This is a genomic window from Plantactinospora endophytica (assembly GCF_016862915.1).
Classification (GTDB): Bacteria; Actinomycetota; Actinomycetes; order Mycobacteriales; family Micromonosporaceae; genus Plantactinospora; species Plantactinospora endophytica.
The window spans coordinates 107,757-134,198 of the sequence record NZ_BONW01000028.1; the positions used below are offsets into that span (position 1 = coordinate 107,757).

The 26,442-nt window shown below is 71.0% G+C and carries 18 protein-coding genes and 5 pseudogenes; 15 read left to right on the forward strand and 8 right to left on the reverse strand.

Annotation, left to right across the window (positions count from 1 at the left end):
• The first annotated feature begins 108 nt into the window (after window positions 1-108).
• From Pen02_RS26510 to Pen02_RS26540, 11 genes and pseudogenes are all read left to right on the forward strand, one after another.
• On the forward strand, window positions 109-375 hold the full coding sequence (locus Pen02_RS26510) for an acyl carrier protein (RefSeq protein WP_203868820.1): 267 nt from the start codon (window positions 109-111) through the stop codon (window positions 373-375).
• Between the two features lie 96 nt (window positions 376-471).
• Window positions 472-1,665, forward strand: coding sequence for an LLM class flavin-dependent oxidoreductase (locus Pen02_RS26515; RefSeq protein WP_203868821.1), 1,194 nt, complete (start codon window positions 472-474; stop codon window positions 1,663-1,665).
• Window positions 1,666-1,723: 58 nt separating this feature from the next.
• Window positions 1,724-2,962, forward strand: coding sequence for a cytochrome P450 (locus tag Pen02_RS26520; protein ID WP_203868822.1), 1,239 nt, complete (start codon window positions 1,724-1,726; stop codon window positions 2,960-2,962).
• Window positions 2,955-4,994 carry an amino acid adenylation domain-containing protein gene (locus Pen02_RS26525; RefSeq protein WP_203868823.1) on the forward strand — a complete coding sequence of 680 codons (2,040 nt, stop codon included), beginning with the start codon at window positions 2,955-2,957 and terminating at the stop codon, window positions 4,992-4,994. The genes Pen02_RS26520 and Pen02_RS26525 overlap by 8 nt, the downstream gene beginning before the upstream one ends.
• Window positions 4,969-5,196 carry an MbtH family protein gene (locus tag Pen02_RS26530; RefSeq protein ID WP_275413611.1) on the forward strand — a complete coding sequence of 76 codons (228 nt, stop codon included), beginning with the start codon at window positions 4,969-4,971 and terminating at the stop codon, window positions 5,194-5,196. The genes Pen02_RS26525 and Pen02_RS26530 overlap by 26 nt, the downstream gene beginning before the upstream one ends.
• A gap of 5 nt (window positions 5,197-5,201) precedes the next feature.
• Window positions 5,202-6,467: pseudogene (locus Pen02_RS43050) on the forward strand (condensation domain-containing protein); the annotation flags it as partial.
• Between the two features lie 93 nt (window positions 6,468-6,560).
• Window positions 6,561-7,961, forward strand: a pseudogene (locus tag Pen02_RS43055) (amino acid adenylation domain-containing protein); the annotation flags it as partial.
• An 84-nt stretch (window positions 7,962-8,045) separates the two neighbouring features.
• Window positions 8,046-9,611: pseudogene (locus Pen02_RS43230) on the forward strand (condensation domain-containing protein); the annotation flags it as partial.
• An 84-nt stretch (window positions 9,612-9,695) separates the two neighbouring features.
• Window positions 9,696-11,162 (forward strand): annotated as a pseudogene (locus Pen02_RS43235) (amino acid adenylation domain-containing protein); the annotation flags it as partial.
• Between the two features lie 72 nt (window positions 11,163-11,234).
• Window positions 11,235-12,161, forward strand: a pseudogene (locus tag Pen02_RS43240) (thioesterase domain-containing protein); the annotation flags it as partial.
• Window positions 12,162-12,173: 12 nt separating this feature from the next.
• Complete coding sequence (locus Pen02_RS26540) at window positions 12,174-13,625, forward strand: MFS transporter (RefSeq protein WP_203868826.1); 1,452 nt, start codon at window positions 12,174-12,176, stop codon at window positions 13,623-13,625.
• A gap of 51 nt (window positions 13,626-13,676) precedes the next feature.
• On the opposite strand, the gene Pen02_RS26545 is transcribed toward Pen02_RS26540, so the two are convergent.
• Entirely contained in the window at window positions 13,677-14,435 is a 759-nt protein-coding gene (locus Pen02_RS26545; protein ID WP_203868827.1) for a DeoR/GlpR family DNA-binding transcription regulator, read from the reverse strand.
• Window positions 14,436-14,509: 74 nt separating this feature from the next.
• Here Pen02_RS26545 and Pen02_RS26550 point away from each other — a divergent pair, with 74 nt between their 5' ends.
• A complete protein-coding gene (locus tag Pen02_RS26550) occupies window positions 14,510-15,799 on the forward strand; it encodes an MFS transporter (RefSeq protein WP_203868828.1) in 1,290 nt (429 codons plus the stop codon).
• A gap of 86 nt (window positions 15,800-15,885) precedes the next feature.
• A complete protein-coding gene (locus Pen02_RS26555; RefSeq protein ID WP_203868829.1) occupies window positions 15,886-16,803 on the forward strand; it encodes a hypothetical protein in 918 nt (305 codons plus the stop codon).
• An 88-nt stretch (window positions 16,804-16,891) separates the two neighbouring features.
• Here Pen02_RS26555 and Pen02_RS26560 read toward each other — a convergent pair whose 3' ends face one another.
• Genes Pen02_RS26560 through Pen02_RS26570 form a run of 3 tightly spaced genes read right to left on the reverse strand, consistent with a single transcriptional unit; the run spans window position 16,892 to window position 18,224 of the window.
• Window positions 16,892-17,254, reverse strand: a complete 363-nt coding sequence (locus Pen02_RS26560; protein WP_203868830.1) for a transcriptional regulator — start codon at window positions 17,252-17,254, stop codon at window positions 16,892-16,894.
• Complete coding sequence (locus Pen02_RS26565; RefSeq protein WP_203868831.1) at window positions 17,251-17,928, reverse strand: hypothetical protein; 678 nt, start codon at window positions 17,926-17,928, stop codon at window positions 17,251-17,253. Before Pen02_RS26565 ends, Pen02_RS26560 begins: the two co-directional genes overlap by 4 nt.
• A gap of 32 nt (window positions 17,929-17,960) precedes the next feature.
• Window positions 17,961-18,224, reverse strand: coding sequence for a hypothetical protein (locus Pen02_RS26570; RefSeq protein WP_203868832.1), 264 nt, complete (start codon window positions 18,222-18,224; stop codon window positions 17,961-17,963).
• An 88-nt stretch (window positions 18,225-18,312) separates the two neighbouring features.
• On the opposite strand from Pen02_RS26570, the gene Pen02_RS26575 reads away from it, so the two are divergent.
• Window positions 18,313-18,654, forward strand: coding sequence for a hypothetical protein (locus tag Pen02_RS26575; protein ID WP_203868833.1), 342 nt, complete (start codon window positions 18,313-18,315; stop codon window positions 18,652-18,654).
• A 135-nt stretch (window positions 18,655-18,789) separates the two neighbouring features.
• Window positions 18,790-22,962, forward strand: coding sequence for a hypothetical protein (locus tag Pen02_RS26580; protein WP_203868834.1), 4,173 nt, complete (start codon window positions 18,790-18,792; stop codon window positions 22,960-22,962).
• Window positions 22,963-23,172: 210 nt separating this feature from the next.
• Here Pen02_RS26580 and Pen02_RS26585 read toward each other — a convergent pair whose 3' ends face one another.
• The 4 genes from Pen02_RS26585 to Pen02_RS26600 form a co-directional block, all read right to left on the reverse strand.
• Entirely contained in the window at window positions 23,173-23,598 is a 426-nt protein-coding gene (locus tag Pen02_RS26585; RefSeq protein WP_203868835.1) for a DUF1707 SHOCT-like domain-containing protein, read from the reverse strand.
• 159 nt (window positions 23,599-23,757) lie between these two features.
• Window positions 23,758-24,198: a VOC family protein gene (locus tag Pen02_RS26590; RefSeq protein WP_203868836.1), complete on the reverse strand. Its 441-nt coding sequence runs from the start codon at window positions 24,196-24,198 to the stop codon at window positions 23,758-23,760.
• Window positions 24,199-24,468: 270 nt separating this feature from the next.
• Window positions 24,469-25,365, reverse strand: coding sequence for a glycosyltransferase family 2 protein (locus tag Pen02_RS26595; protein ID WP_203868837.1), 897 nt, complete (start codon window positions 25,363-25,365; stop codon window positions 24,469-24,471).
• A gap of 149 nt (window positions 25,366-25,514) precedes the next feature.
• The gene (locus Pen02_RS26600) at window positions 25,515-26,123 is read right to left on the reverse strand and encodes a class I SAM-dependent DNA methyltransferase (protein ID WP_203869126.1); all 609 of its coding nucleotides are present in this window, start codon (window positions 26,121-26,123) and stop codon (window positions 25,515-25,517) included.
• Between the last annotated feature and the right edge of the window lie 319 nt (window positions 26,124-26,442).

A 26,442-nucleotide genomic window follows, 5' to 3' on the forward strand; every position in this document is an offset into this window, starting at 1 on the left:
AAGATTCGTTTAGGACAGTCCAGCACGGAGCGGCGCGCCGACGGAAACGTACGAAAGACCGACCACGGGGGTGTTTCGGATGAGCGATCCGACGAATGACAGTGCCAAATGACGGGGGAAGCCGCGCGTGACGCGCTGCGTCAGCAGATTTTCGCACTGCTGTCCGATGTGACCGGTGGCGCTCTGGGCAGTGACCACATCGATGCCGATGCGGATTTCGCCGAGACCGGCATGAGTTCCATCGAGTATCTCGAGCTCGTCGAGCGGATCGAGACCGAGTTCGACGTGGTCATCGACCTGTCGGCGGGCGACGGGTCACTGACCAGCGTCGACAGGTTCCTGGACGTCCTGCTCGACCAAGGCGTGTCGGTGTAGTCGACGGCAGTTGTCATCCAGTCCGGTCGCGTACGGCGGTCCGGAAATGGCGGAGTGCCCTGGCGGCGGTGATCGCCGTACCCATGACTGCTGCCGGTGACGGTACTGCACGGAGTCGTCTGTCCGCAGAGCCGTCGACCTAGAGTCGTTAGGTGTCGAATCATGTATTCAACCGAGTTCGGCTGCTTCCTGCCGCCACTCCACGATCCGACCGTCAGTCCCTACGCGGCACTGCAACACGACATCGAACTCTGCGGCCTGGTCGACGACCTCGGGTTCGACGAGATCTGGCTGGGCGAGCACCATTCCAGCGGCTGGAGTACGCTGAGTGCTCCCGATCTGCTCATCGCGGCGCTGGCGCGCGAAACGCGTCGGATTCGGTTCGCGACCGGTGTGATTCCGCTTCCTTACCACCATCCGGTGCACATTGCGGAGCGGATTCTTCTGCTGGACCATCTCACGGCGGGTCGGGTGATTCTGGGCTGCGGTACGGGCACCTACGTCCACGACATGGAGATGATCGGGGTGGATGCCGGTTCTCTCCGCGCCCACTTCCGTGCGGCGCTGGAGGTCGTGCAGGCGCTGCTCGACGGGCAGGTCGTCGACGTCACGACACCGTGGTTCACCGCGAAGAGGGCGGTACTGCAACTCCGGCCGGTGAGGCGCCCGATCGAGACCGTTGTCGCGTCCTCGCTCGGCGAGGAGGCGATCGACCTTCTGACGGCCACCGGGACGACTCCGACCGTCCACGTCGTGCCGCCCTGGGGCGCCGTTCGGCCGGGGCTGGACGCGGATCCACTCTCCTCGCTGGTCCAGCGCGTCGCGACGTACCGGAACAAGGCGGGTGGTACCGCGGCGAGGATTCGGTGCAACGTCTTCGTCCACCTCGCGGACTCGGCGGCCAGGGGTGTCGACGAACTGTTGCCGGGCTGGAGCGCGCAGCGCCGCGACCTTTACCGCAACATCCTGGGCATGCCGATCCCGGACTCCCCGGCCGCGCACCGCAGGACGCTGGAGAGCCTCGTCGACTCGGGCGCGTTCGTCGTCGGGGACACCGCCGCATGTGCCCGGCAGATCCGGGAGCTCGTCGGTTCCCTGGGTGGCCCGGTCACGTTGGTGTTCCTCGTCCCGGGCTGGCTGACGCACCGGGCAACGCTCGACCAGGTGACCGCGATCGCCAACGAGGTCATCCCGACCGTCCTCGGAGGATTCGAGGGTACGGCCGAATCCATCAGGCTCACCTCGGCGGAGGCGGGTCGGCAGATGAAGCGTAGGGCCGCGCTCCGATAGGCGCGAGCTCCAGGAAATTTCCGGTCGCCGGCGTACCGCCGGCAGAGGGAGTGCATCCATGAGCACCGCCGAGACGGTTACCAGGCTGGACTTCAGCTCCGACGAGTTCCTCGCCGATCCCTGGCCCATCTACAAGGAGCTGCGGAAGTCGGATCCGGTGCACTGGTCGAGGGCGTTCAAAGCCTTCCTGATCACGAAGAACGAGGATGTCGTCGCCGCGCTGGCCGACCGGCGCGTCGTCAGCGGGTTTCCCATGCGCAGCAGTCGCCGGCTGTTCGGCCCGACGTTGTTGGACGCCGACGGGCCGAGCCATCGCGAGCTGCGGGCGATGTTCATGCCGCTGTTCAAGGGTGCCGCGGTACGGCGGCTGCGCACCGAGGTACTCGTTCCGGCGGTGGACCAGGTGCTCGACTCGATCTCGGCGGAGCTGGGGTCCGCCGGCCAGGTGGAGATCGACTTCATGGAGCGGGTCGCGGTCGGGGTTCCGTACGCGATGGTCACGCGGCTGTTCGGCCTGCCACCCGAGGACGCGGCCTGGCTGCGGCCCAGGGTCCTTCCGCTCGCCGGGGCGATCGAGTTCCCGCCGACCTCGTTGGACACGGCCCTGGCGGCCAAGGCCGAGCTGATCGACTACCTGGTGGTGGCGCTCGCCGATCGCCGGCCGAGCGACCGGCTGACCCTGCTCGACCTCCTCTTTCCGCCGGACCGGCCGGTCGACCGGTCCCTGCTGGGCACGGCGACGCTGTTCCTGCTGGCCGGTACCGAGACGAGCGTGGCCACCATCGGCAAGATCATGTATGCCGTCCTCGCCCACGGTGTGGAACTCGCGGCGCTGGCGGACGACGAGTTCCGCCAACAGGTGATCCGGGAGACCCTGCGGTGGGAGCCGCCGAGCCACACCATCCTCAGGTACGCCGCCAGTGACATCACCATTCGTGGCGTCGACATCCCGCGCCGGTCCGCGCTTCTGCTGTCGCTGGGCAGTGCCAGCCGCGACGAGGATGTCTTCGTCGACCCGGACAGCTGGCGTCCGGGCCGTCCGGAACAGCGCATGTTGGCCTTCTCGGCCGGCCCGCACACCTGCCTCGGGATCCAGCTCGCCCTGGCGGAGTTCGACACGCTGTTCGAGCGGATGTCGCTCCGGTTCGGCGGGGTGCGGCGCAGCGGCGCGCTGGACGGCATCCGGCCCGGCTTCTGGCGGCTGCGCGAACGAGGTCACGTCTTCCGCCGGCCGGACCGCCTTCCCGTGGTGTTGGAGCGCCGGGGCGATGCGGAGGGAATCGGGAGCGATGTCTGACGCGCCCGCCGCGCCCTACGACCTGACGGCCGAGCTGACGGTTGGCGCCGCCGATGCCGACGACGTGCCGGCGCTGGTGCTGGCGGCGTTCGCGGTGACCATGTGCCGGTGGACGGCGGCCAGCGAGGTCGCGATCGCGGTCACCGGCAGCAGTCAGCGCGCCGCTGCGACGCGGGTGATCCGGCTCCGGGTCGACGACCAGGCGGACATCGGCGACTTCGTGAGATCGGCCGCGACGGCGCGGGACGCCGGAGCCGGCGGTGACCCGGTGGACCTCGTCATCGCGTCCGACCATCCGGAGCTGCGGTCCGGAGAGCTCCGCTTCGTCACCGAGGTGCCGGATGCCGCGTACGGGTTCCTCGCCGATGTCGCCACCGCGCTGCACGAGCTGACGTCCCTGGACGGCGCCCTGCACCGGGTGCGCTGCATCGGGCCGGAACGCCGCGAACTACTCGACTCCCTCACCGGCGCCGACGTGCCCGTGGTCGACATCGAGACCCTGTTCCTGGAGCAGGTGCGTCGCCGTCCGGGCCGGATCGCGGTACGGGACGCGACCGCCGAGTTGACCTACGAGCAGCTCGCACACGCGTCCGACCAGCATGCCGAGGCGCTGCGGAGCGCCGGTGTCCGGCCCGGCGACACCGTCCTCGTCGCGACCCGGCGCTCGGTCGGCGAGGTGGTGGCGCTGGTCGCGATCGTGCGGATGGGCGCCGCCTACGCGGGCTTCGACGACGACGCACCGCAGGCCCGGGCAGAACGGATCATCAGCCGGCTGGCCCCGGCCGCCGTGGTGGCCGACGCGGCCACGGCCGGTCATCCTGCGCTGCGCCGCCTCACCCACGTCGGCGCCTGGACCCCCGGACGGCATCCCGACCCCGGCACCGGGCCGCCCACCAGGCGACTCGGGTCGGACGATCCACGGCGTGCGGCGTACGTCGCGTTCACCTCCGGGTCTACCGGAGAGCCGAAGGGCGTCGTCGTCCCGCACCGGGCGGTCGCCCGACTCGCGCTCACGCCCGAGCTGCGGATCCGCCCAGACGACCGGGTACTGCGGATGGCGCCGCTGGCCTTCGACGCATCGACGTTCGAGGTCTGGGTGACCCTGGTCGCCGGCGCGACGCTGGAGGTGTTCCCGGCGAAGCTTCCGTCGGTCGGCATGCTCGGCGCGTTCCTCGCCGAGCGTGCCGTCTCGGTCGCCTGGCTGCCGGCCAGCGTGTTCCGGCTGGTCGCCACATCCCGGCCGGCGGCGCTCGCCGGACTCCGCTGGATCGTCAGCGGTGGCGAGGTCGTCCCGCACGACTCCGTGGCGCGCATGCTCGACCTGCACCCGGGGATGGTGATCACGAACGGGTACGGGCCCACCGAGAACACCACCTTCACCACCACCCACACCGTGCGAAACAGCGGGGAGGTCGACGGGCCCCTTCCGATCGGCCGGCCGATCGCCGGTACCCGAATCTGCGTGCTGGACCGGTACGGCCGCCTCGTCCCGCCCGGCGCGGTCGGCGAGCTGTACGTGACCGGACTCGGGCTGGCCGACGGGTACCTCGGTGACGAGGCGGGCACGGCGAGCCGGTTCGGCCACTTCTGTCCCGACGTCGACGAGCGCCTGTACCGGACGGGTGACCTGGTCCGCGTCGACCCCCGGGGCCGCCTGCTGTTCCTCGGCCGGGCGGACAGCCAGGTCAAGATCAACGGGCACCGCATCGAAACCGAGGAGATCAGCGGCGCCCTCGCCGGTCATCCCGACGTCCGCGACGCCGTGATCGTCATCGCGCCGCGCGAGCGCAGGGACACCCAACTCGTCGCGGCCGTCGCCCTGCGACCCGGGGCCGAGGCCGACCCGCGATCCCTCCGGGCGTACCTGGCGCGGCTGCTGCCGAGCTACGCGATACCCGCCCGGTGGGTCGTGGTGGACGAGATCCCCCTGACCCGCAACGGAAAGGTCGACGCGGAATCCCTGATCAGGTCCGCCTCGCCGCTGGCACCCGCTGGAGGGAGTCGTGATGTCGTCGCCGCTCGACGACCCTGACCTCGACTATCTGACGCTCGTGAACGCCGAACAGCAGCACAGCCTGTGGCCCGCGTCGGTCGCCGTGCCGGCGGGGTGGACGGTCGTCCACGGCCCGGCCGCCCGGGACGCGTGTCTCGGCTACGTGCGGGAGAACTGGACCGACATCCGCCCGGTGAGTGCCCGGACCATCCACCACGACCACCGGGTCCGAGGGAGCTGAGCACGATGCGATTGTCGTTCGGGCAGGAGCGGTTGTGGCTGGTGCAGGAACTCGACCGGAGCAGCAACGCGTACAACATCCCGATCGCGCTGCGGTTCGACGACGGTGTCGACGCCGGGGCACTCGACCGGGCACTGGACGCGCTCCTGGACCGCCACCCCGTGCTCCGCTGGGCGTTCGCCGTGGACGCGTCGGGCACGCCGGCCGCCGTACCGGTGCCGGACTTCCACGTCCCGGTGTCGTGGCGGACCGCGGACACCGGCGGAAAGGACTGGCAGGCGTACGCGGACGAGCTGGCCGCCGAACCGTTCGACCTCGCGGCGGCACCGCCGGTACGCGCACTGGCGGTCGAGTGCCCCGACGGATCGGCAGTGCTGTGCCTGGTGATCCACCACATCGTGATCGACGGCCGCTCCATCCTGGTCCTGATCGAAGACCTCCGCACCCTGTACCGGTCGGCGACACCGGTCCCGCTCGACGCGACGTACCAGGACTTCATCGCCGCGCAACGTGCCGACGCCGACGAGGAGGCCGCTGCGGCACACCTTGAGTACTGGCGCCGGGAGCTCGACGGATTCGAACCGCTGCGGCTGCCGACGGACCTTCCGAGAACGGCCGATCCGGGCTTCGCCGGCGACGACCTCGACTTCACGCTACCCGCCGCGCTCACCGCGACGCTGCGTACCTTCGCCCTGCGGCACCGTTGCGCGCTCTCCAGTGCGGTGGCGGCGCTGTTCCAGGCGCTGCTGTCGATCCACTCCGGACAGCAGGACGTCACGATCGGGTCCGCGCTGTCCGGGCGGGACGGTGGCCGGTTCGCCAACGTCGTCGGCTTCTTCGTGAACACCGTGGTGCTGCGTACCTCGATCGGCCGTTCGATGTCGCCGCGCGAGCTGCTCCGGGCGGTACATCGCAAGGTGGGGGCGGCGCACGCGCACCAGCAGGCACCGTTCGAGCAGGTGGTCGCGGCGGTCCAGCCGGAGCGGGAGGCCGGCCGCAACGCGATCTTCGATGTCGTCGTCGTGCACCACGGGGAGACGGCCGCGCCGGACGCGGGCGGTATCTCGCGGGTGCGGTGGACGCTCCCGGCCACCCGGTTCGACCTGGAGCTGGGCACGAGCGTGCAGCAGGGGAGCCTGCACGGCACGCTGACGTACCGCACGAGCCTGTTCCACCGCAGCACCGCCGAACGGCTCGTCGCCCAGTTCGTCCGGCTCGTCGAAGAGGCGCTCGCGCATCCCGACGAGCCGATCTCGCGGATCGACCTGGTCTGCGCGGACGAGGTGGCGCTCCGCGAGGCGCGGTGGCGCGCGGTCGCCCGGCCGGTCGCCGCGACGCCCCTCGGCAGGCTCTTCGAGGCACAGGCCGCCCGCACGCCGGACGAGACCGCCGTCGTCGCACCGGGCATCCGGCTGACCTACGCGCAACTCGACGCCCGCGCGAACCGACTCGCACACCGGCTGATCGAGGCGGGCGCCGGCGCCGAGGACGTCGTCGGGATACTGGCAGAGCGTGGACCGGACGTCCTCACGGCGATCCTGGCGATCGTCAAGGCGGGTGCGGCGTACCTGCCGCTGTCGGTCGACGATCCGGTCGCCCGGCAGCGGTCCCTGCTGCGCGACGCGCACGCCCGGCTGCTGCTGTCCGACCGTACGCAGGAGCTCGACGGCCACGCCGTCATCGGCTTCGACGCGGCCGGGTTTCCGGCACACTCCCCGGACCTAGCCGTCTGCCCCGACCAGTTGGCGTACGTGATGTACACCTCGGGTTCGACCGGCGAGCCGAAGGGCGTCTCGATCACCCACCGGCAGGTGGCGGAGCTGGCCCTGGATCGCGGCTGGACCGAGGCCACCGCCTGCGTACTGCACCACTCGCCGCACACCTTCGACGCGTCGACGTTCGAGATCTGGGTGCCGCTGCTCTCCGGAGGCCGGGTCGTGCTCGCGCCACCCGGGCGGCTCGAGGCCGCCGTCCTCGAACGCCTCGTGCGCGAGGAGTCCGTCACGTGCGCGTGGTTGACCGCAGGACTGTTCCGGGTCTTCGCCGAGGAGCGGCCCCGTGCCTTCACCGGGCTGCGCGAGGTCTGGACCGGCGGCGACGTCGTCCCACCCGGCGCGGTCGCCACCGTACTCGCACACTGCCAGGGGCTCGTCGTCGTGAACGGGTACGGCCCGACCGAGACGACGACGTTCGCGACGACGTACCGGATTCGTGACCTGGACGGCGCCGTCGGCAGCGTCCCGATCGGGACACCGCTCGACAACACGCGCTGTCACGTGCTCGATCGCGAGCTGCGACCGGTCCCGGACGGCGTGGTCGGCGAGCTGTTCATCGCGGGCACCGGCGTCGGGCGCGGCTACCTGCACCGTCCCGACCTCACCGCCACCCGCTTCGTCGCCGACCCGTTCGGCCCGCCGGGCAGCCGGATGTACCGCACTGGTGACCTCGCGAGGTGGCGTGCCGACGGCGTGCTGGAGTTCTTCGGCCGCGCGGACGACCAGGTGAAGATCCGGGGATACCGGGTGGAGACCGGCGAGATCGAACACGCGCTCGCCGGGCTTCCCGGCGTCGGCCAGGCCGCCGTGCTGGCGTACGGCAGGGGCGACAAGGCGCTCGTCGCCTACCTGGTGCCCACCCCGCCCGCCCGTCTCGACGAGCGGGAACTGCGCAGGGCACTCGCCGAGATCCTGCCCGGCTACCTGGTGCCGTCCGCGTTCGTCGTCCTGGACGCGCTGCCGGTGACGGCGAACGGCAAGGTCGACCGTCGCGCGCTTCCGGCGCCGGTACCGCGGGCCGCCCGCACCACCGGCCGCGCCCCGACGTCGGTCCGGGAAGAGGTGCTGTGCGCGGTCTTCGCCGAACTGCTCGAAGCGGCGGCCGTCGGCGTCGACGACGACTTCTTCGCGCTGGGCGGGCACTCACTGCTCGCCGCCAGGGTGGTCAGCCGGGTGCGGACCCTCTTCGACGTCGACCTCACCGTACGGGACGTCTTCGAGAACCCGACCGCGTCGAGGCTGGCCGCAGTACTCGACCATGCCGCACTGGCCCGTCCCGCACTGACCGCGCGGCCCCGGCCGGCGCGGGTGCCGTTGTCGTCGGCGCAGCGCCGCCTGTGGTTCGTCGACCAGGCCCACGGCGGGCCCAACGCCACCTACAACATCCCGGTCGTGCTGCGACTCCGTGGCCGGCTGGACGCCGAGGCGCTGCGGGCGGCGCTGCGCGACGTCGTCGGCCGGCACGAGTCCCTGCGCACCGTGTTCCCGGCGGAGGACGGCACACCGCACCAGGTCGTGCTCCCCGAGCCCGAGGCGGACGGGAACCTCCGCTGGCACGTCACCGACGTGGCGGAGGCCGGCCTGCAGCGGGCGGTCGACACGGCGTCGCGGACCCCTTTCGACCTGCGCGTCGACCTGCCGGTCCGCGGCTGGCTGTTCCGGGTCGCACCGGACGACCACGCACTGCTCGTCCTCGTCCACCACATCGCGGGTGACGGCCTGTCGATGGGCCCGCTGCACCGCGACCTGGCGACGGCGTACCGGGCCAGGTCGGCGGGTGCGGCTCCGGACTGGCGCCCGCTGCCGGTGCAGTACGCCGACTACAGCCTGTGGGAGGGTGACGTGCTCGGCGACGAGGACGACCCGGGCAGCCTCGCCGCGACGCAGGCGCGGTACTGGCGGACGGCGCTCGACTCGCTGCCGGTCGAGCTTCCGCTGCCCGTCGACCGTCCGCGTCCCCCGGCGGTCACCGGGGACGGTGGCCGGGTCGCCGTCGAGATCGACCCCGGCCTGCACGAGACACTGCGCGAACTCGCCGTGAGCCGGCAGGCGAGCCTGGTCATGGTGCTCCAGGCAGGTCTCGCGGTACTGCTGTCCAAGCTCGGCTGCGGCAACGACATTCCGCTCGGCGGGGTGGTGGCGGGGCGATCGGACGAGGCACTGGCCGACCTGGTCGGCTTCTTCGTCAACACCCAGGTGTTGCGCTACGACCTCGGCGGCGACCCGACGTTCGGCGACGTGGTCACGCGGGTACGCCGGACCGACCTCGCGGCCTACCAGCACCAGGACCTGGCCTTCGAACGTGTCGTCGAGATCGTTTCGCCGCCGCGTGTGCTGGCCCGGCACCCGCTCTTCCAGGTGATGCTCACGTTCCAGCCGGGCGCGGACGGCACTTTCGCGGTGCACGGCATCGAGGCCGAGCCGATGCGGGCGAACATGGGCACCGCAAAGTTCGACCTGCACTTCGACTTCACCGAGAGGACCGCCCCGGACGGCAGCGCGCTCGGCGTGGACGGCATGCTCGAATACCACCGCAGCCTGTTCGACCGGTCGACCGCCGAGCGGCTGTCCCGGGCCTTGACCGGGCTGCTGGGCGCGCTCGCCGGCAACCCGGACGTGCCGCTTCGGCAGGTCAACACGGTGGCCGAGTACGACGCACCGTCGCTGGGGGAGTGGAACGACACCGCTGTCGACGTGCCACCCGCGACGCTTGCGGAGTTGATCGAACGGCAGGTGGCCCGGACGCCGTACGCGGATGCGGTGCTCTTCGAGGGCGAGCGGCTCTCGTACGCGGAACTCGACGCCCGAGCCACCCGGCTCGCCGCCCTGCTGCTCGACCACGGGGCGGGGCCCGAGCGGTTCGTCGGGGTCGCACTGCCGCGCTCGGCCGATCTCGTGGTGGCGTTGGTGGCGGTGCTCAAGTCCGGTGCGGCGTACCTGCCCGTCGACGCCGACCAGCCCGCCGACCGCATCGCGCTGATGCTGGCCGAAGCCGCCCCCGTCGTCGTACTCGCCGACCGGGACACCGAGGCGGCGCTGCCCGCGGGTGCGGCCCGGGTGCTGCTCGACGACGAGGCGGTCGTCGCCGGCCTCGCCGGGCGGTCGCCGTCCAGCGGAGACCTTCGGCGGGCCCCGCTGCTGCCTCGACACCCGGCCTACCTCATCTACACGTCCGGGTCGACCGGGCGGCCCAAGGGCGTGGTCGTGCCGCACGACGCGATCGTGAACCGGCTCGCCTGGATGCAGGCGACGTTCGGCCTGGCCGCCGACGACCGCGTACTACAGAAGACGCCGTTCGGCTTCGACGTGTCGGTGTGGGAGTTCTTCTGGCCGCTGCTGACGGGCGCCACGCTCGTCGTCGCACGTCCCGGCGGGCACCGCGACCCGGACTACCTCGCCGAGGTGATCCAGGCCGAGGAGGTGACCGTCGTCCACTTCGTACCGTCGATGTTGCAGGTCTTCCTGTCGAGCCCGGGGGCGGCGAAGTGCACCGGGCTCCGGCGGGTCGTGTGCAGCGGTGAGGCATTGCCCGTACCGCTGGTGGAGAGGTTCTTCGACACGCTGCCGGTGCCACTGCACAACCTCTACGGGCCGACCGAGGCGGCGGTCGACGTGACCTGCTGGGACTGCGTGCCGACCGTGGACACCACGTCGGTCCCGATCGGCGCTCCGGTGTGGAACACCCGGCTGTACGTGCTCGACCCGCTGCTGCGTCCGGTCCCGGTCGGGGTGCGGGGCGAACTGTTCATCGCAGGCGTGCAACTGGCCCGGGGGTACGTCGGACGGCCGGACCTGACCGCGGAACGGTTCGTGGCCGATCCGTTCGGCCCGGCCGGTGCCCGGATGTACCGCACCGGGGACATCGCCCGCTGGACGTCCGGCGGTGTCCTGGAGTTCCTCGGCCGCGCCGACGACCAGGTGAAGATCCGGGGGGTACGGATCGAGCCCGGCGAGATCGTCACGGTGCTCGGCGACCAGGAGACCGTCGAACAGGCCGCGGTGGTGGCGCGGGAGGACCGGCTGGTCGCCTACGTCGTACCGAACGAGCCGCCTGCGGACGCCGCTACGCTCACGACCGAACTACGTGCGGCGCTGCGGGCCCGGCTTCCGGAGTACATGGTGCCGAACGACGTCGTGTTCCTGGATTCGATGCCGGTCACCCGCAACGGCAAGCTGGACCGCGCGGCGCTGCCCGCCCCGGCCCGCGCGCCGTTGCCGTCCGGGCGCGGGCCGGCGAACCGGGTGGAGGCGGTTCTCTGCGGCCTGTTCGCCGAGGCGGTCGGACTCGACCGGGTCGGGGTGGACGACGACTTCTTCGCCGTCGGCGGGCACTCGCTGTCCGCCGCACGCCTGGTCGGCGCGATCAGGTCCGCGCTCGGCGCGGCGCTCTCCGTCGGCCACCTCTTCCAGGCGCCGACCGTCGCGCGGCTCGGCGAGCTGATCGACACCGACGCCGTACCGGCCACCGAGGACGTGCTGCTGCCGATCCAGCCGTACGGCGACCGGCCGCCGGTCTTCTTCGTCCATCCCGGCATCGGACTGGGCTGGTGCTACGCGGGATTCGCCCGACACCTGCCGGGGGTGCCGATCTACGGGTTGCAGGCGAGGGCGGTCTCGGACCCGACCCGGCTCGCGCCGGCGCTGCGGGACATGGCGCGGGACTACCTGGAGCGGATCCGGGACGTACGCCCCGAGGGCCCGTACCTGCTCGCCGGTTGGTCGTTCGGCGGGAACGTGGCGCACACCATGGCGGCGATGCTGGCCGAGGCGGGTGAGCGGGTCGAGCTGCTCGCCCTGATCGACAGCTACCCGTACGCCGGCAGGTCGCCGGGCTCGCCCGCCGGCACACCCGCACCGGACCTCGCAACCGTACGCCGCCTGCACGTCGACGGCACCGCGCTGTCCGAGGTGGACGACGCCCGGGTCGCCGAGCTGGCCACCGTGCTCGCGCACCACACGGAACTCGCCGAGCAGCACGAGCCGCCCCGGTTCGACGGGGACGTGCTGTTCTTCAGCGCGACCGGGCACCCCGACACCGCCGAGCTGAGACCCGCCGCCTGGCGACCCTTCGTCACGGGATCGCTGCACACGCACGTCGTCGCCGCGCCGCACCACGAGATGATGCGGCCGGAGCCGCTGGCCCGGATCGCCGAGGCGCTGCGCGACGAGCTGCGCCGCGTCGAGGCATAGCAGAGGGAACGCATGCTGCACACGCAGGAGGTCGAGGCGCCGGCATCCGCCCACCGGACGATCGTCTCCGCCTGCGCCCTGATGTTCCTGATCTCACTCGACGTCACCATCGTCAACGTCGCCCTACCGGTCATCCAGCGCGGACTGGACGTGCCGACCGCGTCACTCGGCTGGACGGCCGTGGCGTACACGATTCCGTTCGCCACGTTGATGCTCTCCGGCGGCGCGCTCTCTGACCGGTTCGGCCCGGCGCGGGTCTACCTCGGCGGCGTCGTCGTCTTCGGAGTCGGCTCGCTGATCGACGCGGCCGCCCCGAACTTCGCACTCCTGCTGGTCGGGCGCGTCGTCCAGGGTGTCGGCGCCGCCCTGTGCATGCCGTCGGCGATGGCGGTGCTGCGCTCCAGCGTCCCGGCGAGACAACTGGGGCAGGCGATCGCCCTGTGGACCTTCTCCGCATCGGTGGCCATCTCGGCGGGGCCGATCGTGAGCGGTGCCCTCGTGGAGTTCCTGAGCTGGCGCAGCGTCTTCATGATCAATATTCCGGTCGTCGCGCTGGCCGCCTGGCTGATCCTGCCGGAGGTACAGCGCGGCGAGCGGCGGCCACCCGTCCCGAAGCGGGCGATGGACGTTCTCGGGCAGTCCCTCTACGTCGTGTCGTCCGGCCTGCTGATCGGCGGCCTGATCTTCCTGCGCGACGGGGTCGACGCCGCCCGATGGCACCTTCCGGTGACCCTGCTGGCACTGTCCGCGGGCGGACTCGTCGCCTTCTTCCTGTTCGAACGACGGGCGGCCGATCCGGTGCTGCCGACGTCCCTGCTGCGGCACCGGGTGTTCCAGTCCGCCGCGATCGCCGGAGTGGCGATCAGCGTGGTGAACTTCGGCCTGGTCTACTGCCTCGGCCTGTACTACGGCGGCGCCCACCGATTCACCCCCCTCCAGGCGGGGGCGCTGTTCCTGCCGATGATGGTCGCCTGCGGCGTCTCGTCCGCCATCGTGGAGCGGACCCGGCGGGCACTGGGCGACCGGGCGACGGTCACCGCCGGCCTCGCCGTGCAGCTCGCCGGCACCCTCCTCATCTGCGTCCGGCCCGACCACGTCGGCTGGGTCTCCGCCAACGCGGCGTTCCTCGGGTTCGGGGTCGGGCTCTGCGTCCCGCCGATCACCGCCGGGCTGCTCGGCGCGGTGGACGCGAAGATCTCCGGCGTGGCCGGCGGGGCACTCAGCTCGGTACGCCAGTTCGGTAGCGCACTCGGGGTCGCCGTACTGGGGCTCATGGTGCAGGGAACCAGCGGCTCGATCCGGGTGGACCTCCGCCTGATCGGCGCGGTCTGCACGGTCGTACTGCTCGTCGCGCTCGTCGCGTACCTGTCGAACTCCAAGCTGACCGGGCGGGCCGGCGAGGCGGAGCGGGCCACGGTCGGGTCCGGGCGGACCGGAGGGCGTCCGCGAGCGGGCGCCGGGTGACGGCGAGGGCGGGGTTGACGAACAGGTCGAGGAGCACGTGTCCGCGATCGGTCACACCCTCCGTACGACGACGCCGGCCGCGCCCAGCGCGTCGGTCTCGTCGTCCGGGGCGTCGTCGCCGGTCACCACGCCGTGCAGCGCGGATGCCGGTGCGACGAAGGCGAGGGCGGTGCGGGAGAACTTGGCCGCCTCGGTGACGGCGATGACGCGCCGGGCCGAGGCGATCGCGGCACGCTTGATCGCGGCGTCGGCCAGGTCGTACGCGGTCAGGCCGTCCGAGGCGGTCAGGCCGCAACAGCCGATGATCGCGGTGTCGAAGCGCAGTGCGGCGAGCGACGCCTCCGCCAGGGGGCCGGTGAGTGCCAGCTCGCCGGGGCGTGGTTCCCCGCCGGGCAGCAGAAGTTTCAGTTGGGGCGCACCGACCAGCGCGTTGGCCGCGTGCAGGGACAGCGGCATGACGGTCAGGCGGCGGTGGGTCAGGGCGCGGGCCACTTCGAGACAGGTGGTGCCGCTGTCGACGACGACCGCCTCGCCGTCGGCGATCATGTCGGCCACCGCCGCGGCGATGCGCTGCTTGATCTCCAGGCCGTCGTGCTCACGGAGCGCGAACGGCGGCTCCTCGCCGCGCAGCAGCAAGCTTCTGGCCCCGCCACGGTAACGCTCCAGGAGGCCCTGTTCGGCCAGGATCTCCAGGTCCCGCCGGACGGTCATCTCCGAGGTGCCGGTCAGTTCCGCCAGCTCCGTCACGCTGCGCTGCCCGGTCTGCCGTACGGCATCGGTGATCTGTCGGTGTCGGTCCGCGCTCGCCATGCCGTCGATTGAACACCAGCAACGTTCGAAGGACAACTATTCAAACAAGAAACACGTTTGATACGTTCGGAGCCATGACGAGATCCTTGCAGAGCGCTCGACTGGCCACCTTCGCCTACTTCGCCCTCAATGGTTTCGTCCTGGGTGTCTGGATCGTCCATATCCCTGCCATCGAACACCGGGTCGGGATCAGCCATGCCGTACTCGGCTGGCTCCTGCTGCTGCTCGGCGCCGGTGCCTTCGTGGGCATGCAACTGGTCGGGCCGCTCACCGACCGGTTCGGTGCCCGCCGGGTCGTACCGCTGAGCGCGGCACTGTGCTCCGCGGCGCTCGTCCTGCCGGCGCTCGCCGGGAACGCGTGGACGCTGGGCGTGGCCCTACTGGTGTTCGGCGTCGGCAACGGCAGCCTGGACGTCAGCATGAACGCCCACGCCGTACAGGTCGAAGCCGGGTACCGGCGCCCGATCATGTCCGCGTTCCACGCCGTGTTCTCCATCGGCGGGGTCCTCGCCGCGCTGGTCGGCGCGCGGACCCTCGGCTGGGGCTGGAGCACCACAGCCACCCTCGGCGTCGTCAGCCTGCTCGCCCTCGCCGTGGCCACGGTCGCGGCACCCGCACTCCTGTCCGGGCGCGCAGCCGCCAGCACACCGGACCGCGTCACCGGCAGGGCCGGCACCTGGCGGACCACGCCGCTGCGGATCTGGGCACTCGCCGCCCTCGCCCTCATGCTGATGCTCAGCGAAGGCGTCGCCAACGACTGGAGCGTGCTGGCGATGCGCGACGTACTCGACGCACCCGCCGCCACCGCAGCCCTGGCCTACGGCACCTTCGCCACCGCCATGACGATCGGGCGGCTCCTCACCGATCGCGTCGCCGCACGCTTCGGCCCCGTCGCCATCGTCCGCTACGGATCGGCACTGGCCGCACTCGCCCTCGTAGCGGTCGCGGTCGCACCGTCGATCCCGCTGGCCATCGCCGGATGGACACTGTTCGGTATCGGACTGTCGGGCACCATTCCGCAACTCTTCAGCGCGGCCGGCCACGCCGATCCCACCGCCGCCGGAGCCAACGTCTCCCGCGTCGCCGGCCTCGGTTACCTCGGCGTGCTCGCCGGGCCCGCCGTCATCGGACCCCTCACCCACTTCATGCCGCTGAACCACACGTTCTTCCTGCCCGCGGCCTTCTGCGTGGTCGCCGCCCTCAGCGCCCACATCCTCCGACCCGCCACCGCAGAGCTACGACCGCCAAGTGACGAACGTCCGGCGGCCAGCGTCCGCACCGGTCCCGTCGAAAGCGCCCGCACGGGATCGGCCGGGCGGGTGGGTGACCGGCCTCGGCGGATCGACCACAATATGGTCGAGTGACAACGGGCCCAGTCCGACGGCGGCCCAACGGGGGAGGCGTCTTGCGCGGCGGATGGGACCGGCTCGGTCGAATGGCCGAGTCGGGGATGAGGGGCGCGAAGGCTCTCGGAGACAAAGCCCGGGAACTGCGCGAGGAGCTCGCGGAGGCGCAGCGCGACGACCCCGAGCGGGTCCTGGTCGAGCCGCTGCTGCCCGGCCAGAACCTCCGGTACGTCGGTCTCTCGACCTTCCGGCTGCCCGAGCTGCACAAGGCGGGCAGCCAGTTCGTCGACGGCATGACCAAGGAGCTTGCCGAGACGTTCGACCCCCGGGTGCTGTTCGGTCTGCTCAACATCGTCAACCCGGTGCTCTGGGTCGAGGCGGTGATCTGGCCGGTTCGGCGGGCGGCCGAGTTCGTGATGCTCCCGATCGGACTCGCCACGACGGCGACCCAGCAGGCGGTGCAGGGTACGGGCGACGCCGGCACGCCGGAGCGGCCCGAGTCCGAGGCGGACGAGGAGCGGCAGGTGCCGTTGACGCTGACCGCCGAGCAGGAGGCGTTCCGGGCGATGTTCCGGCTCAGTCGTCACCGACCGCTCGCCGAGCAGTTGGCCGAAATCGCCTACAAATGGCGGTACGTCTTCAGCGGCGAACTCGCCAGCTCGGCCGGAAGCCTGCTGCTGTTCCTCGTCCGCCACGCCCAGGAGGAGCGTGGAGTGGGTGCCGGCGCGTTCGCGGTCACCGACACCCACCTGCACCTGCTGCTGGACATGGGGCAGCGTCCCGTCGACGGAGGGCCCGACACGCGCAGGCCGCGTCTGTCGTGGAGCCTGGACCGGCGGCACATCGTCCGGATCGACGCACACCACGGCGCGACCCGGCTGGTGGTCTTCCCGTTCACCATCACCTTCGACGACGGCTCCTGGATCCGGCTGGGCAACTTCGCGGGCCGGAAGGACCAGTGGCGCTTCTACGCCGCCTTCAACGATATCCCCGGTAACCGCCCCCGACCCGGGCCGGCGTAGCCCGGCAACCCGTCACGGCCCGGCCGGGACCGGCCTGCGGCGGGGGAGACCGCCGTCGACGGAACGATCGGCGTGTGCTCGGCGCCCGTCATCCGTCTTCCGGGAGATCTGTGGTCTCGACGCGGGCGATGAGCTGCTTGAGTCGCCTGATCTCGTCCGAGAGTGCGGTGCCGCCGGCGGCGGTGAGGGTGATCCAGGTCCGGCCGCGCTTGCCGGCGTACCCCTTCTCGACGTCGATCAGCCCGGCCGCCTCCAGCACGCTCAGGTGCTTGGAGAGGTTTCCGGCGGTCAGGTCCAGTTGGCTGCGCAGGTAGCCGAACTCCGCCCGGCGGGCCTCGTGGGCGATGGTGAGGATGCCCAGTCGTACCCGCTGGTGCACCACCTCGTCCAGCCCGGTGACCGGGTGGTCGGTCGCCACCTGGGGGTCCGGTGCCCCCGTCTCGGCGGTCACCGGCGCCGCCGGCCGGCCAGCGCGAAGCCGATCGCGCCCAGCAGCAGTACGGTGCCGTTGACGATCTGCTGCGGCAGGAACGCCGTGTCGTCCCGGCCCTGCCAGTGCCAGCCGAAGTCGATCGGTACCAGCGCCACCGTCAGGTATCCGAGGGTGAACACCAGCAGCCCGACGTTGCGTTCGAGCCGGGCCAGCACCAGCAGCGCCACCCCGATCGTGCCCCACGGTGCGATCAGCCGGTCCAGCACGAGAACCCACTCCGGGAACTGTTGCGGGTGGGTCGGGAAGTACATCCGGGCCGCGATCCAGGCGGCGGTGAACAGGACGGTGAGCCCGACCCCGGTGAGCGCGTACGGCAGCACCCGGGCGCCCACACCTCGGGCGCGGGCGACGCGCAGGTAGCAGACGGCGATCGCCGCGTACGCCAGCAGCAGCGCCGGGGGCCAGTAGTACAGCACGCCCTGACGCGAGAACTGGCAACCGGTGCCGTCGCCCACGCAGCGGAGGACGAGGAAGTAGTAATCGAACGGGATCCCCACGAACGTCACCGCGGCCAGCACCAGCAGTGCGAACCAGGTCACCCGCTGGTCGACCCGTACGCGGTGGGCGAGGGTGCGTACGTCGGACAGTAACCGGCGGGGGTCCGCGCCGGCAGGTACCGGATCAGTGGTCATGCCAATAGGTTTCCATCACAAACCAGTTTCCGCTAGTACCAGTTTCCTGGTTGATCGAACAATCCACCCCAAAGTGGTACCAGTCCGCCCGACACCTCGTCGGCGAGCATCGTCGGCATCGGCATCGGCATCGGCATCTGGTAGCGGCTCGGACGGTGCGACCCGTTGGCGCAGCCGCCGGCTCCGTGCCGGCGCGGCCGGCGCACCAGATTCCTCGCCGATCCGTCGAACACCTGCCGGTCGACCGATTTTCCCGCACGGACGGCCAATGAGTCGATCTCTCTTTCCTCATACAATTTGATCGCCCTTGGGGAAACCCCGCCCTTTCGACGGAGGAGGCACGTAATGCCTCGTCGTAGTTCCTTGTGGATTTGGGCCGGTCGCGTGATCTTCGCCGCGATGATTCTGATGTTGGTGGGCTACCTCGCGCGGGTCGGATTGGACAGGGCCGACAAGGTCGGGAGTGCGGCGGGTATGGTGCTGGCTCTCACCGCCCTGTTCGCGCCCCACCTGTTGCCGATCCGGGATAGCCCGGTCACCGGTCCCGACCGGGCCGAGCACACCGGTCCGGCCGTCGCGTCAGCCGGAGGCAATGCCAACACCGGATTGCGCTCCGGTGGCAACGGCCGGCCCGCGCGGGTGAGTGACACCGGGTCGGCAACCGCTCGGGGACCGGGATCGAGAGCAAACACCGGCATCGTGCGCGGAGTGGACCCGCAACGGTGACCGGATCGACCGGGATCGAGTTGACGAGGTCTCTGCGGCGACCATTGTCGGACTGCCGTGACTTTCCCAGCTGAGGGGCCGGCCCCGGGCCGACGTACCGGCCTGGGGTGGTTCAGGCGACCGGGTCGTGACGATGTGGCCTCGGCCGGGCACACCGGGACCGCGACAGCTCGCGGGTCGGGAGCGATCGCCGTCAGCGGGATAGCCGTCATCTCCGAGCAGGCATCGCAGAGCACCGCCGCCGGCCAGGTGGTGGCTCCGTCGGAGTACTCCTGGTCGGTGGCGGTCTACCGCCCGGGTGGCGACGAGCGGCCCCGGGGCGCGGGAGTGGTGACGGACGCATGGCACGTGCTGACCTGCCGTCAGATCGTCCCGCAGCCCGGCCGTGGTGGCCGGGTGCGTCTGCGGGTCGCCTTTCCGACGTCCGAACCGATGACCATGGAGTGGCGCGAGGTCGCAGCGGTGATATACGGCGACGGACCGGAGGACATTTTCAACACCGCGTTACTGCGGCTCGCCGAACCCGTCCCCGACGGCGTGAAACCCGCGACGCTGCGCCGACCGCCGGGTGCCGCGCTGCGGGGAAGGCGATGGTGGACTTTCGGCTTCCCGGACGCCGAGTACGTCGGCGGAGACGCCCACGGCACGATCGGCGCGGCGCTGGGCTGGGGTCTGGTACGTCTGCACAGCGATTCGATGTCCCCGCTCGACCCCGGCTTCAGCGGTGCCGGTCTGTGGCTGCCCGACTACGGCGCCGTGGCTGGAATCGTGACACCCGGTGCGGTCGATCAACCGGGTGGGCGCGCGGCAACCCTCCACCAGATTGCCGTACATCTGCCCCGACCCCTCGTCCACGCGCGTACGACGTGGTCACTTTCTGTGATCGCTCCTCAGCGAACTTCACGACAGCGGCACAGGGAGAGGTACTGGGTGATGGACTCGACCGTCCGGGAACACTGGCTTCCCCGGGCTCGTGGCGTCTCGGCCGGCGGCGAACGCGGCCACCGGTTCCGGGGCCGTCGAGCCGCGCTCACGACCATCACCAACTGGCTCGACCGTCCGGTACCCGACCGGCGAGTGCTGATCGTCACCGGCGCACCGGGCGCGGGCAAGTCGGCCGTACTCGGACGGGTCGTCGTCACCGCCGACCCCGGAATCGGCCCCACACTTCCGGCTGACGCGGAGGTACGGGCCACCCAGGGCTCGGTCGACTGCGCGGTACACGCCAAGGGCAAGACTGCCCTGGACGTGGCGTCCGAGATAGCGCGCGCCCAGTCGTTGGCGCTGCCGGATCGGCTGGAGGATCTGGCTCCGACCCTGCACAAGGCCCTGGACAGCCAGCCGAACCCTCGACTCAACCTGGTGGTCGACGCCCTGGACGAGGCCGCCACCCCGGACGAGGCCCGGTTGATCGCCATCGGCCTGATCCAGCCGCTGGTCGAAACCTGCGCCGACGTCGGCGTCCAGGTCGTGGTGGGAACTCGGCGGCGGGACGACAACGGTGACCTCATCTCGTCCTTCGCCGACGGCGCGGAGGTCGTCGACCTTGACGACGTCGCGTTCTTCGATCCTCGTGACCTCGTCGACTACGCCCTGGCGACCCTGCAGTTGTCGGGGGAGGAACGGCCCGGCAGCCCGTACTCCGAAGACGCCGTCGCCCGGCCGGTAGCGGCTCGGATCGGCGCGCTGGCCCAGGGCAATTTCCTGATAGCCGGTCTGATAGCCCGCGCGCACGGGATGTTCGACGCCGAGGCGCTCGCTCCGGCCGAGGTGATGTTCACGCCCACGGTCGACGACGCGCTGAGCCGCTATCTCGACCGGTTGGAACCGGTCGGCGGCATCTCGGCGAAGAGCGTCCTGACCGTACTGGCATACGTGGAGGCCCCGGGCCTGACGGTCGAGCTGTGGGAACTCGGCCTGCGCGCCCTGGAGACCGTGGTCACCGCCAGCCAGCTCGCGGAGTTCGCCCGCTCGTCCGCCGCGAACTTCCTGCTGGAGACGCGCACCCCCGGCGACGGACTCGTATACCGGCTCTTTCACCAGGCGCTCAACGACGCACTGCTGCGACGGCGCCGGAATGTCAACCGCGACACCGACGACGAACAACGCATCGTGCGGTCCTGGCTCGGCCACGGCCGGCAGCTGGGATGGGCCGACGCGCCCGCCTACCTCCTCCGCTCGCTACCACTGCATCTGGCCCGCTCCGGTCGTATCGACGACCTCCTCACCGACGACGAGTATCTGCTCCATGCCGACCTGCGCCGACTTGCCGCAGTCGCGGACGCGGCGACGACACCGGACGGCAGGAGGCGAGCGCGGTTGGTGGAGTTGACCCTGCACGCCGCTCGCGCGGTCCCGGCCGAGCGAGCCGCCATGTTCAGCGTCACGGATGCGCTCGAACGGCTCGACGCACCGCTGGCGGTGGGCATCACGCCGCCGTACCGGGCGTCGTGGGCCGCCAGCCTCGCGGATGACGGTGACGTCACCAACGAAGGACACACCGATTCCGTCTGGGGCGTATGCCCGCTCTATCTCGACGGACGGACCCTGCTGGCCTCGGCGAGCGCCGACTACACCATCCGACTGTGGGACCTACAGGACGACCGGGCGGCAACGACACTCAGGGCCCACACCAGTGGCGTGGCGAAGGTGTGCACCACGGTGGTCGGCGGCCGGACCCATCTGGTGTCGGCGGCCGACGATCACACCGTACGCATGTGGAACCCGTCGACAGGCACCGTCACGAAGGTGTTCGAGGGCCACGAGAATCTGGTCCTGGCCGTCTGCGACGTACCGGTCGGCGATCGGCACCTCGTCGCCTCCGGCAGCGCCGACGGCACCGTGCGGCTCTGGGATCCGGAAACCGGCGAGCCGGTTCATGTTCTCGGTGGCCACCGTGGTCAAGTCCGGACCGTCCGCGCCGTACCGGTCGGCGACCGCAACCTGCTGGCCTCAGCCGGCCGTGATCGGGTGATCCGGCTCTGGGATCCCGACCTGGGCGTCGCGCTACGCACCCTCGAGGGGCACGACGGGTCGATCCGTGCCATGAGGACCATCGTGGTGGCAGGGCGAACCCTGTTGGCATCGGGATCAGCCGACCGGAGCGTTCGGCTGTGGGATCCCCTGACCGGTGAACTCGTCCGTACCCTGCGTGGGCAACGGGGTGGCATCTGGGCGGTCTGCCCCGTGCGGGTCGGCGAGAACCAGCTTCTCGCCTCTGCGGCCGACGACCGCTCGGTGTGGCTCTGGGACCCGACGACCGGTCAACCCCTGCGCGCCCTGGCCGGAGTCGAAAGCTGGGTGTGGGATCTGACAGTCGTTGACGTCGCCGGCGTGCAACTGCTGGCCAGCGGCGACAGCCGTGGAACCGTCGCGCTCTGGGATCCGGCAACGGGAGCCAGAACCAGAACCTTTGCCGGTCGCAGCGTCACGAGCCGGGGCATGACCACGCTCGATATCGGCGGATCGCCGGCCCTGGTCACTGCGGACAGCGATCACCGAGTCCGGATGCGACACCTGCGGACCGGTGCGACGGTACGCGTCCTGGCAGGTCACGGCGGAACGGTGCGATCTGTCTGCGCCGTACCGCTGCCCGATCGGACGCTGTTGGCGTCCGGCGGCGACGATCGCACCGTCCGGTTGTGGGAGTCCCACGCCGGCGAACCGGTGCGGATCCTGAACGGTCATGACGGCCCGGTGCACTCGGTGTGCGCCGTACCGCTGTCCGATCGGACGCTGTTGGCGTCCGCCGGGGACGATCGCACCGTTCGGTTGTGGGAGCCCCGCACCGGCGAACCGGTGTGGGTCCTGCGGGGTCATGACGGCCCGGTGCGATCCGTGTGCGCCGTACTGCTGCCCGACCACACGCTGCTGGCCTCCGCCGGGGACGATCGTACGGTCCGGCTCTGGGATCCCCGCACCGGCCACGCGGTGCGGGTATGGGAGGGCCACCACAGCCTGGTGCTGGGAATCTGCACGGTGCTGGTGGCCGACCGAACCCTGCTGGCGTCCGCCAGCGCGGACAACACCGTCCGGCTGTGGGATCCCGACTCCGGTTCCGACAGCCCGGTGCAGGTCTTCGACGGTCACGACAACTGGGTGTTCTGCGTTTCGGAGATCCGCACCGCGGCGGGCGTGCGGATCGCTTCGGGCGGGAGCGATCGCTGCATCAGGATCTGGGATCCGGTCACTGGTCGGCAGGAGATGGAGATCCCGGTACACCGGAAGGTGTGGGTGCTGCTGTCCACGCCGGGAAGGCTCGTGACGACGGTCAGTTCCGCCGTCCTCGCCCTGGAAATCAAAGCCTGACCCGGCGAGGTGTGGGCCCGGCGGCACGACGAGATCACGATCGCCGTCGTACCGGACGGCGGCGACCGCTGCCGTCGCTGCGCGAACTCACCAGCCCTCCCGGATCGCGGCACACCGCTGACCGGTGCCGTCGCTGCGCCAACTCACCAGTCCTGCCCGGATCGCGGCACGCGGCTGAGCCGTCGGGTCTGCCCGACCGGGATGCCCCGGTCAGCGGGTTCGCAGGTGTTCGGCGTAGACCAGCGCCACGGAGAGGGCGACCGGCACGGCCAGGGTCCACCAGATGCCGTACGCGAAGCCGAGGACGACCGTCACCGGCAGCCCCAGCAGCAGCGCGAGGCAGATCGCCACGGCGATGAGCGGCATGTCTTCGTTGTCGTCCGACGGCGGGCCCGGCGGTTCGGGAAGGTCGGGATGGGGTGCGGGCAGGTCGACGAAGACCTGCCGCAGTTCGGCCTGGGAGCGCGCTGTCCGGCACGCCGCCCACCGCTGCTCGTACTCGGCGTGGTCGAGCCGATCGGCGGCGAGATGTTCCTCGAGGGCCTCGCGGGCGGCCTCCCGCTCCGGCGTGCCGATCCGCAGGTCGGGGAGAGCGGCTCCGTCCTGATGCATGTCGAGGTCCTCGGCGCTGGTCACCGGCTGAGGGTAGGGCAGAGTCCCGACCAGTTTCGAAGTATTTCCACGACCGCCGAGCCGACCGGTCCAATCGGGAGCAGGGCCCCCGGCAACCCGGATCTGCCGCCGCCGGCCGGATCTCGGGGCGCGATCGGGTGGTGTGCGATCCCTCGGCGGCGGTCAGCCGAGCTGTTGGGCCAGTCCGACGATGATGCCCTCGGGACCGCGGACATAGCAGAGCCGATAGCTGTTCTCGTACTGCGCCAGCTCGCCGACGAGTTCGGCGCCGTGCGCGCGCAGGCGGGCCACGACGTCCTCGATGTCGTCGACAGCGAACATGACACGACGAATGCCCAACGTGTTCGCTGGCGCGTCCCTCGGCTCGGCGCGGATCGCCTTCGGCGTGTGGAACATCGCCAGCTCGATTCGGCCGTGGCCGTCGGGGGTGCGCAGCATCGCGACCTCCTGCCGGACGTCGTCGATCCCGATGACACGCTCCACCCAATCCCCCTCGATCGGCCCCTTGCCCTCCAGTTCCATACCGAGTTCGACGAAGAACGAGATGACAGCGTCGAGGTCGTCGACGACGATGAGGACGTTGTCCATCCGCTGGATCGGCATGCCGGATCTCCTTGGCGTTGTACGGCCACGGTGGCCGCATCCGCTCCTGAGACGGAGCAGCCGGACCGTTCTCGACATCCTTTGCGACATCTTCTTCGGGGAACCTTCCGACGCGGCATGCCCGTCGCCGGCAAGGCATATCGTTTCAGGTGAAAGCACCGCAAATCAGATATTCCCCCGCCATCCTACAGAAGTAACACCCCAGCTCAGCCGGGGCAGCCCGACACCGACCGGGACCGGGCGACTTCGGAGCAGGTGATCCCGGAGGTCTCAGCCCGGCCCGGGCGACGGCTCCGCCGCCATCGGGTTCTTCCGGGGCGGGGCGGCGGTGTAGGCCGGGTGGGCCCGGTGCAGCGCCCGGAACGGCGGGTAGCAGAGCATGATCAGTCGGGTGGTCAGCCAGGCCCGCCAGTAGCGGGCACCACCGACCCGCCCCGAGTGGCTGGCGTAGCAGCCGTCGGTCATCCTCAGGTACGCCCAGAAGTCGGCCGGGCGGCTCCGGAAGCGGCGCGCGGAGGTCCCTGCCCACAGCCTGCTGGCGAAGAGCACCCGGTGGCCGGCCCGGTGCAGGTGGATGCCGAGGTCGAGGTCCTCGTGGTAGCGGCGGTCGTCGCAGAGGTCGGCGCGGACGGCGTGCCAGGCCCGGGCCCGGACCGCCATGTTCGCGCCGAAGACCCAGTCGAGCCGCTGCCGGTTCGGAAGCGTCCACGCCCGGCGCAACACCAGGTCCACCGTGTTGAGGGCCGCCGGAAGGCGGATGTCGTAGTAGGTCACCGGACCGGTCACCGCCGCCACGGTGTCGTCCGCGAAGAGCCGGCGGACCTCTTCGACCCAGTACGGCGGCAGCCGGGTATCCGCGTCGATCCGGCCGATGACGTCACCGGTGGCCGCCATGAAACCGCGATCGCGGGCGGCCAGCACACCCAGCCGGGGTTCGGTCAGCAGCACGATCCGATCGGCGTACCCGGCCAGTCGGTCCCGGGTGGCGTCCGTGGACGCGTTGTCCACCACGATGACCTCGTCGGCCGGTGTCGTCTGCCGAAGGATTGTGTCGAGGCACGGCCCGATGGCCTCCTCCTCGTTGTGCACCGGCACGACGATCGAGACCCTCGGTGCCCGGGCCGGTCCCGCTCCGGCGCTGTCGGATGGTCGAGCCGCACCGGTCACGTTCCGCTCCCGCCCTCGGGGGTCGATGGATCGTCGCGCCGGAAGCGTGCCACGCGGGGCCCGTACCGGTGCCATCGCCGCAACGGTCCGCGAGGCTCGGCGCGACGGTCGGCGTCCTCCCGGTGTGCACGGAGACCCGCCGACTCGGCTCAGCTTTCGGTCGCGGTTGCCGCGACGGCGGCGTGTGGCCGCGCAGCGCCTTCGGCGGGCCGTTGCAGGCGCTCGACTTCGGTGAAGCCGGCTCGTGCCAGTCGCTCGGAGAACTCGTCGACCGGCCAGCGGTAGGCGGTGACGACCTTGTGGTCGAAGGCGGCGACCTCGTCACCCACGAAGAGCGCAAGCACCAACGTTCCGGCCGGGGCCATTGCCCGCCGGAACTCGGCGAGTACGCCGTCGAGAGCCTGCGGCGGCAGATGGATCAACGAACCCCAGGCCAGGATGCCGGCGACGGAGTGGTTGGCAACGCCGAGGTTCTCCATCGAGCCGAGCTGGTGGCTGCCGTTCGGATGGGTTGCCCGCGCGTGGGCGATGAACTCGGGGACCAGGTCGATTCCGGTCGCGTCGACGCCGAACGAGCGGAGGTAGTCGGTCAGGTGCCCGGGCCCGCAGCCCAGGTCGAGCACGGTACCGGGTTGACCCGTCAGGTGTCGCCGGATGAAGGCGAGGTCGTCGGCGTGTACCTGCTCGCGTGTGCCGAACAGCTCGATGTAGAGGTCCGCGACGGACGCGTACGCCTGCCGAACCTGGTCCGTGTCCACCGCGCGACTATACGGGTCGTCGGGCTGGCGGAGCCGCCGCCGTTCGTACACCGGATCGAACGTCACCTCAGCGCGTTCCGACAACCCGAACCGTGGACGGACGCGCCCGGTGGCACCGACGGCGGGCCGTGACGCGGGCGGGGAGCGGCGACCCGTGCGACCATGGCGGCGATGGGATCCTCACCCGACGAACTCGTCGCGGGAGCCACGCGACGACGACAGGTACGCCGAAGACGCGGTGTGGTCGGCGCTCGTGCCGCTCGGCCATGCACAACTCACCGCTCCGGCGAGGCTCTGCGACGGCCGGTCGGCATCGCGC

Bases quoted from the DNA above. Each gene is read 5' to 3' on its own strand.
- Pen02_RS26540 (WP_203868826.1), top strand. From the start codon at position 12,174: ATGCTGCACACGCAGGAGGTCGAGGCGCCGGCATCCGCCCACCGGACG.
- Pen02_RS26510 (WP_203868820.1), top strand. From the start codon at position 109: ATGACGGGGGAAGCCGCGCGTGACGCGCTGCGTCAGCAGATTTTCGCA.
- Pen02_RS26530 (WP_275413611.1), top strand. From the start codon at position 4,969: ATGTCGTCGCCGCTCGACGACCCTGACCTCGACTATCTGACGCTCGTG.
- Pen02_RS26545 (WP_203868827.1), bottom strand. From the start codon at position 14,435: ATGGCGAGCGCGGACCGACACCGACAGATCACCGATGCCGTACGGCAG.
- Pen02_RS26565 (WP_203868831.1), bottom strand. From the start codon at position 17,928: ATGACCACTGATCCGGTACCTGCCGGCGCGGACCCCCGCCGGTTACTG.
- Pen02_RS26520 (WP_203868822.1), top strand. From the start codon at position 1,724: ATGAGCACCGCCGAGACGGTTACCAGGCTGGACTTCAGCTCCGACGAG.
- Pen02_RS26590 (WP_203868836.1), bottom strand. From the start codon at position 24,198: ATGCCGATCCAGCGGATGGACAACGTCCTCATCGTCGTCGACGACCTC.
- Pen02_RS26555 (WP_203868829.1), top strand. From the start codon at position 15,886: ATGAGGGGCGCGAAGGCTCTCGGAGACAAAGCCCGGGAACTGCGCGAG.
- Pen02_RS26550 (WP_203868828.1), top strand. From the start codon at position 14,510: ATGACGAGATCCTTGCAGAGCGCTCGACTGGCCACCTTCGCCTACTTC.
- Pen02_RS26525 (WP_203868823.1), top strand. From the start codon at position 2,955: ATGTCTGACGCGCCCGCCGCGCCCTACGACCTGACGGCCGAGCTGACG.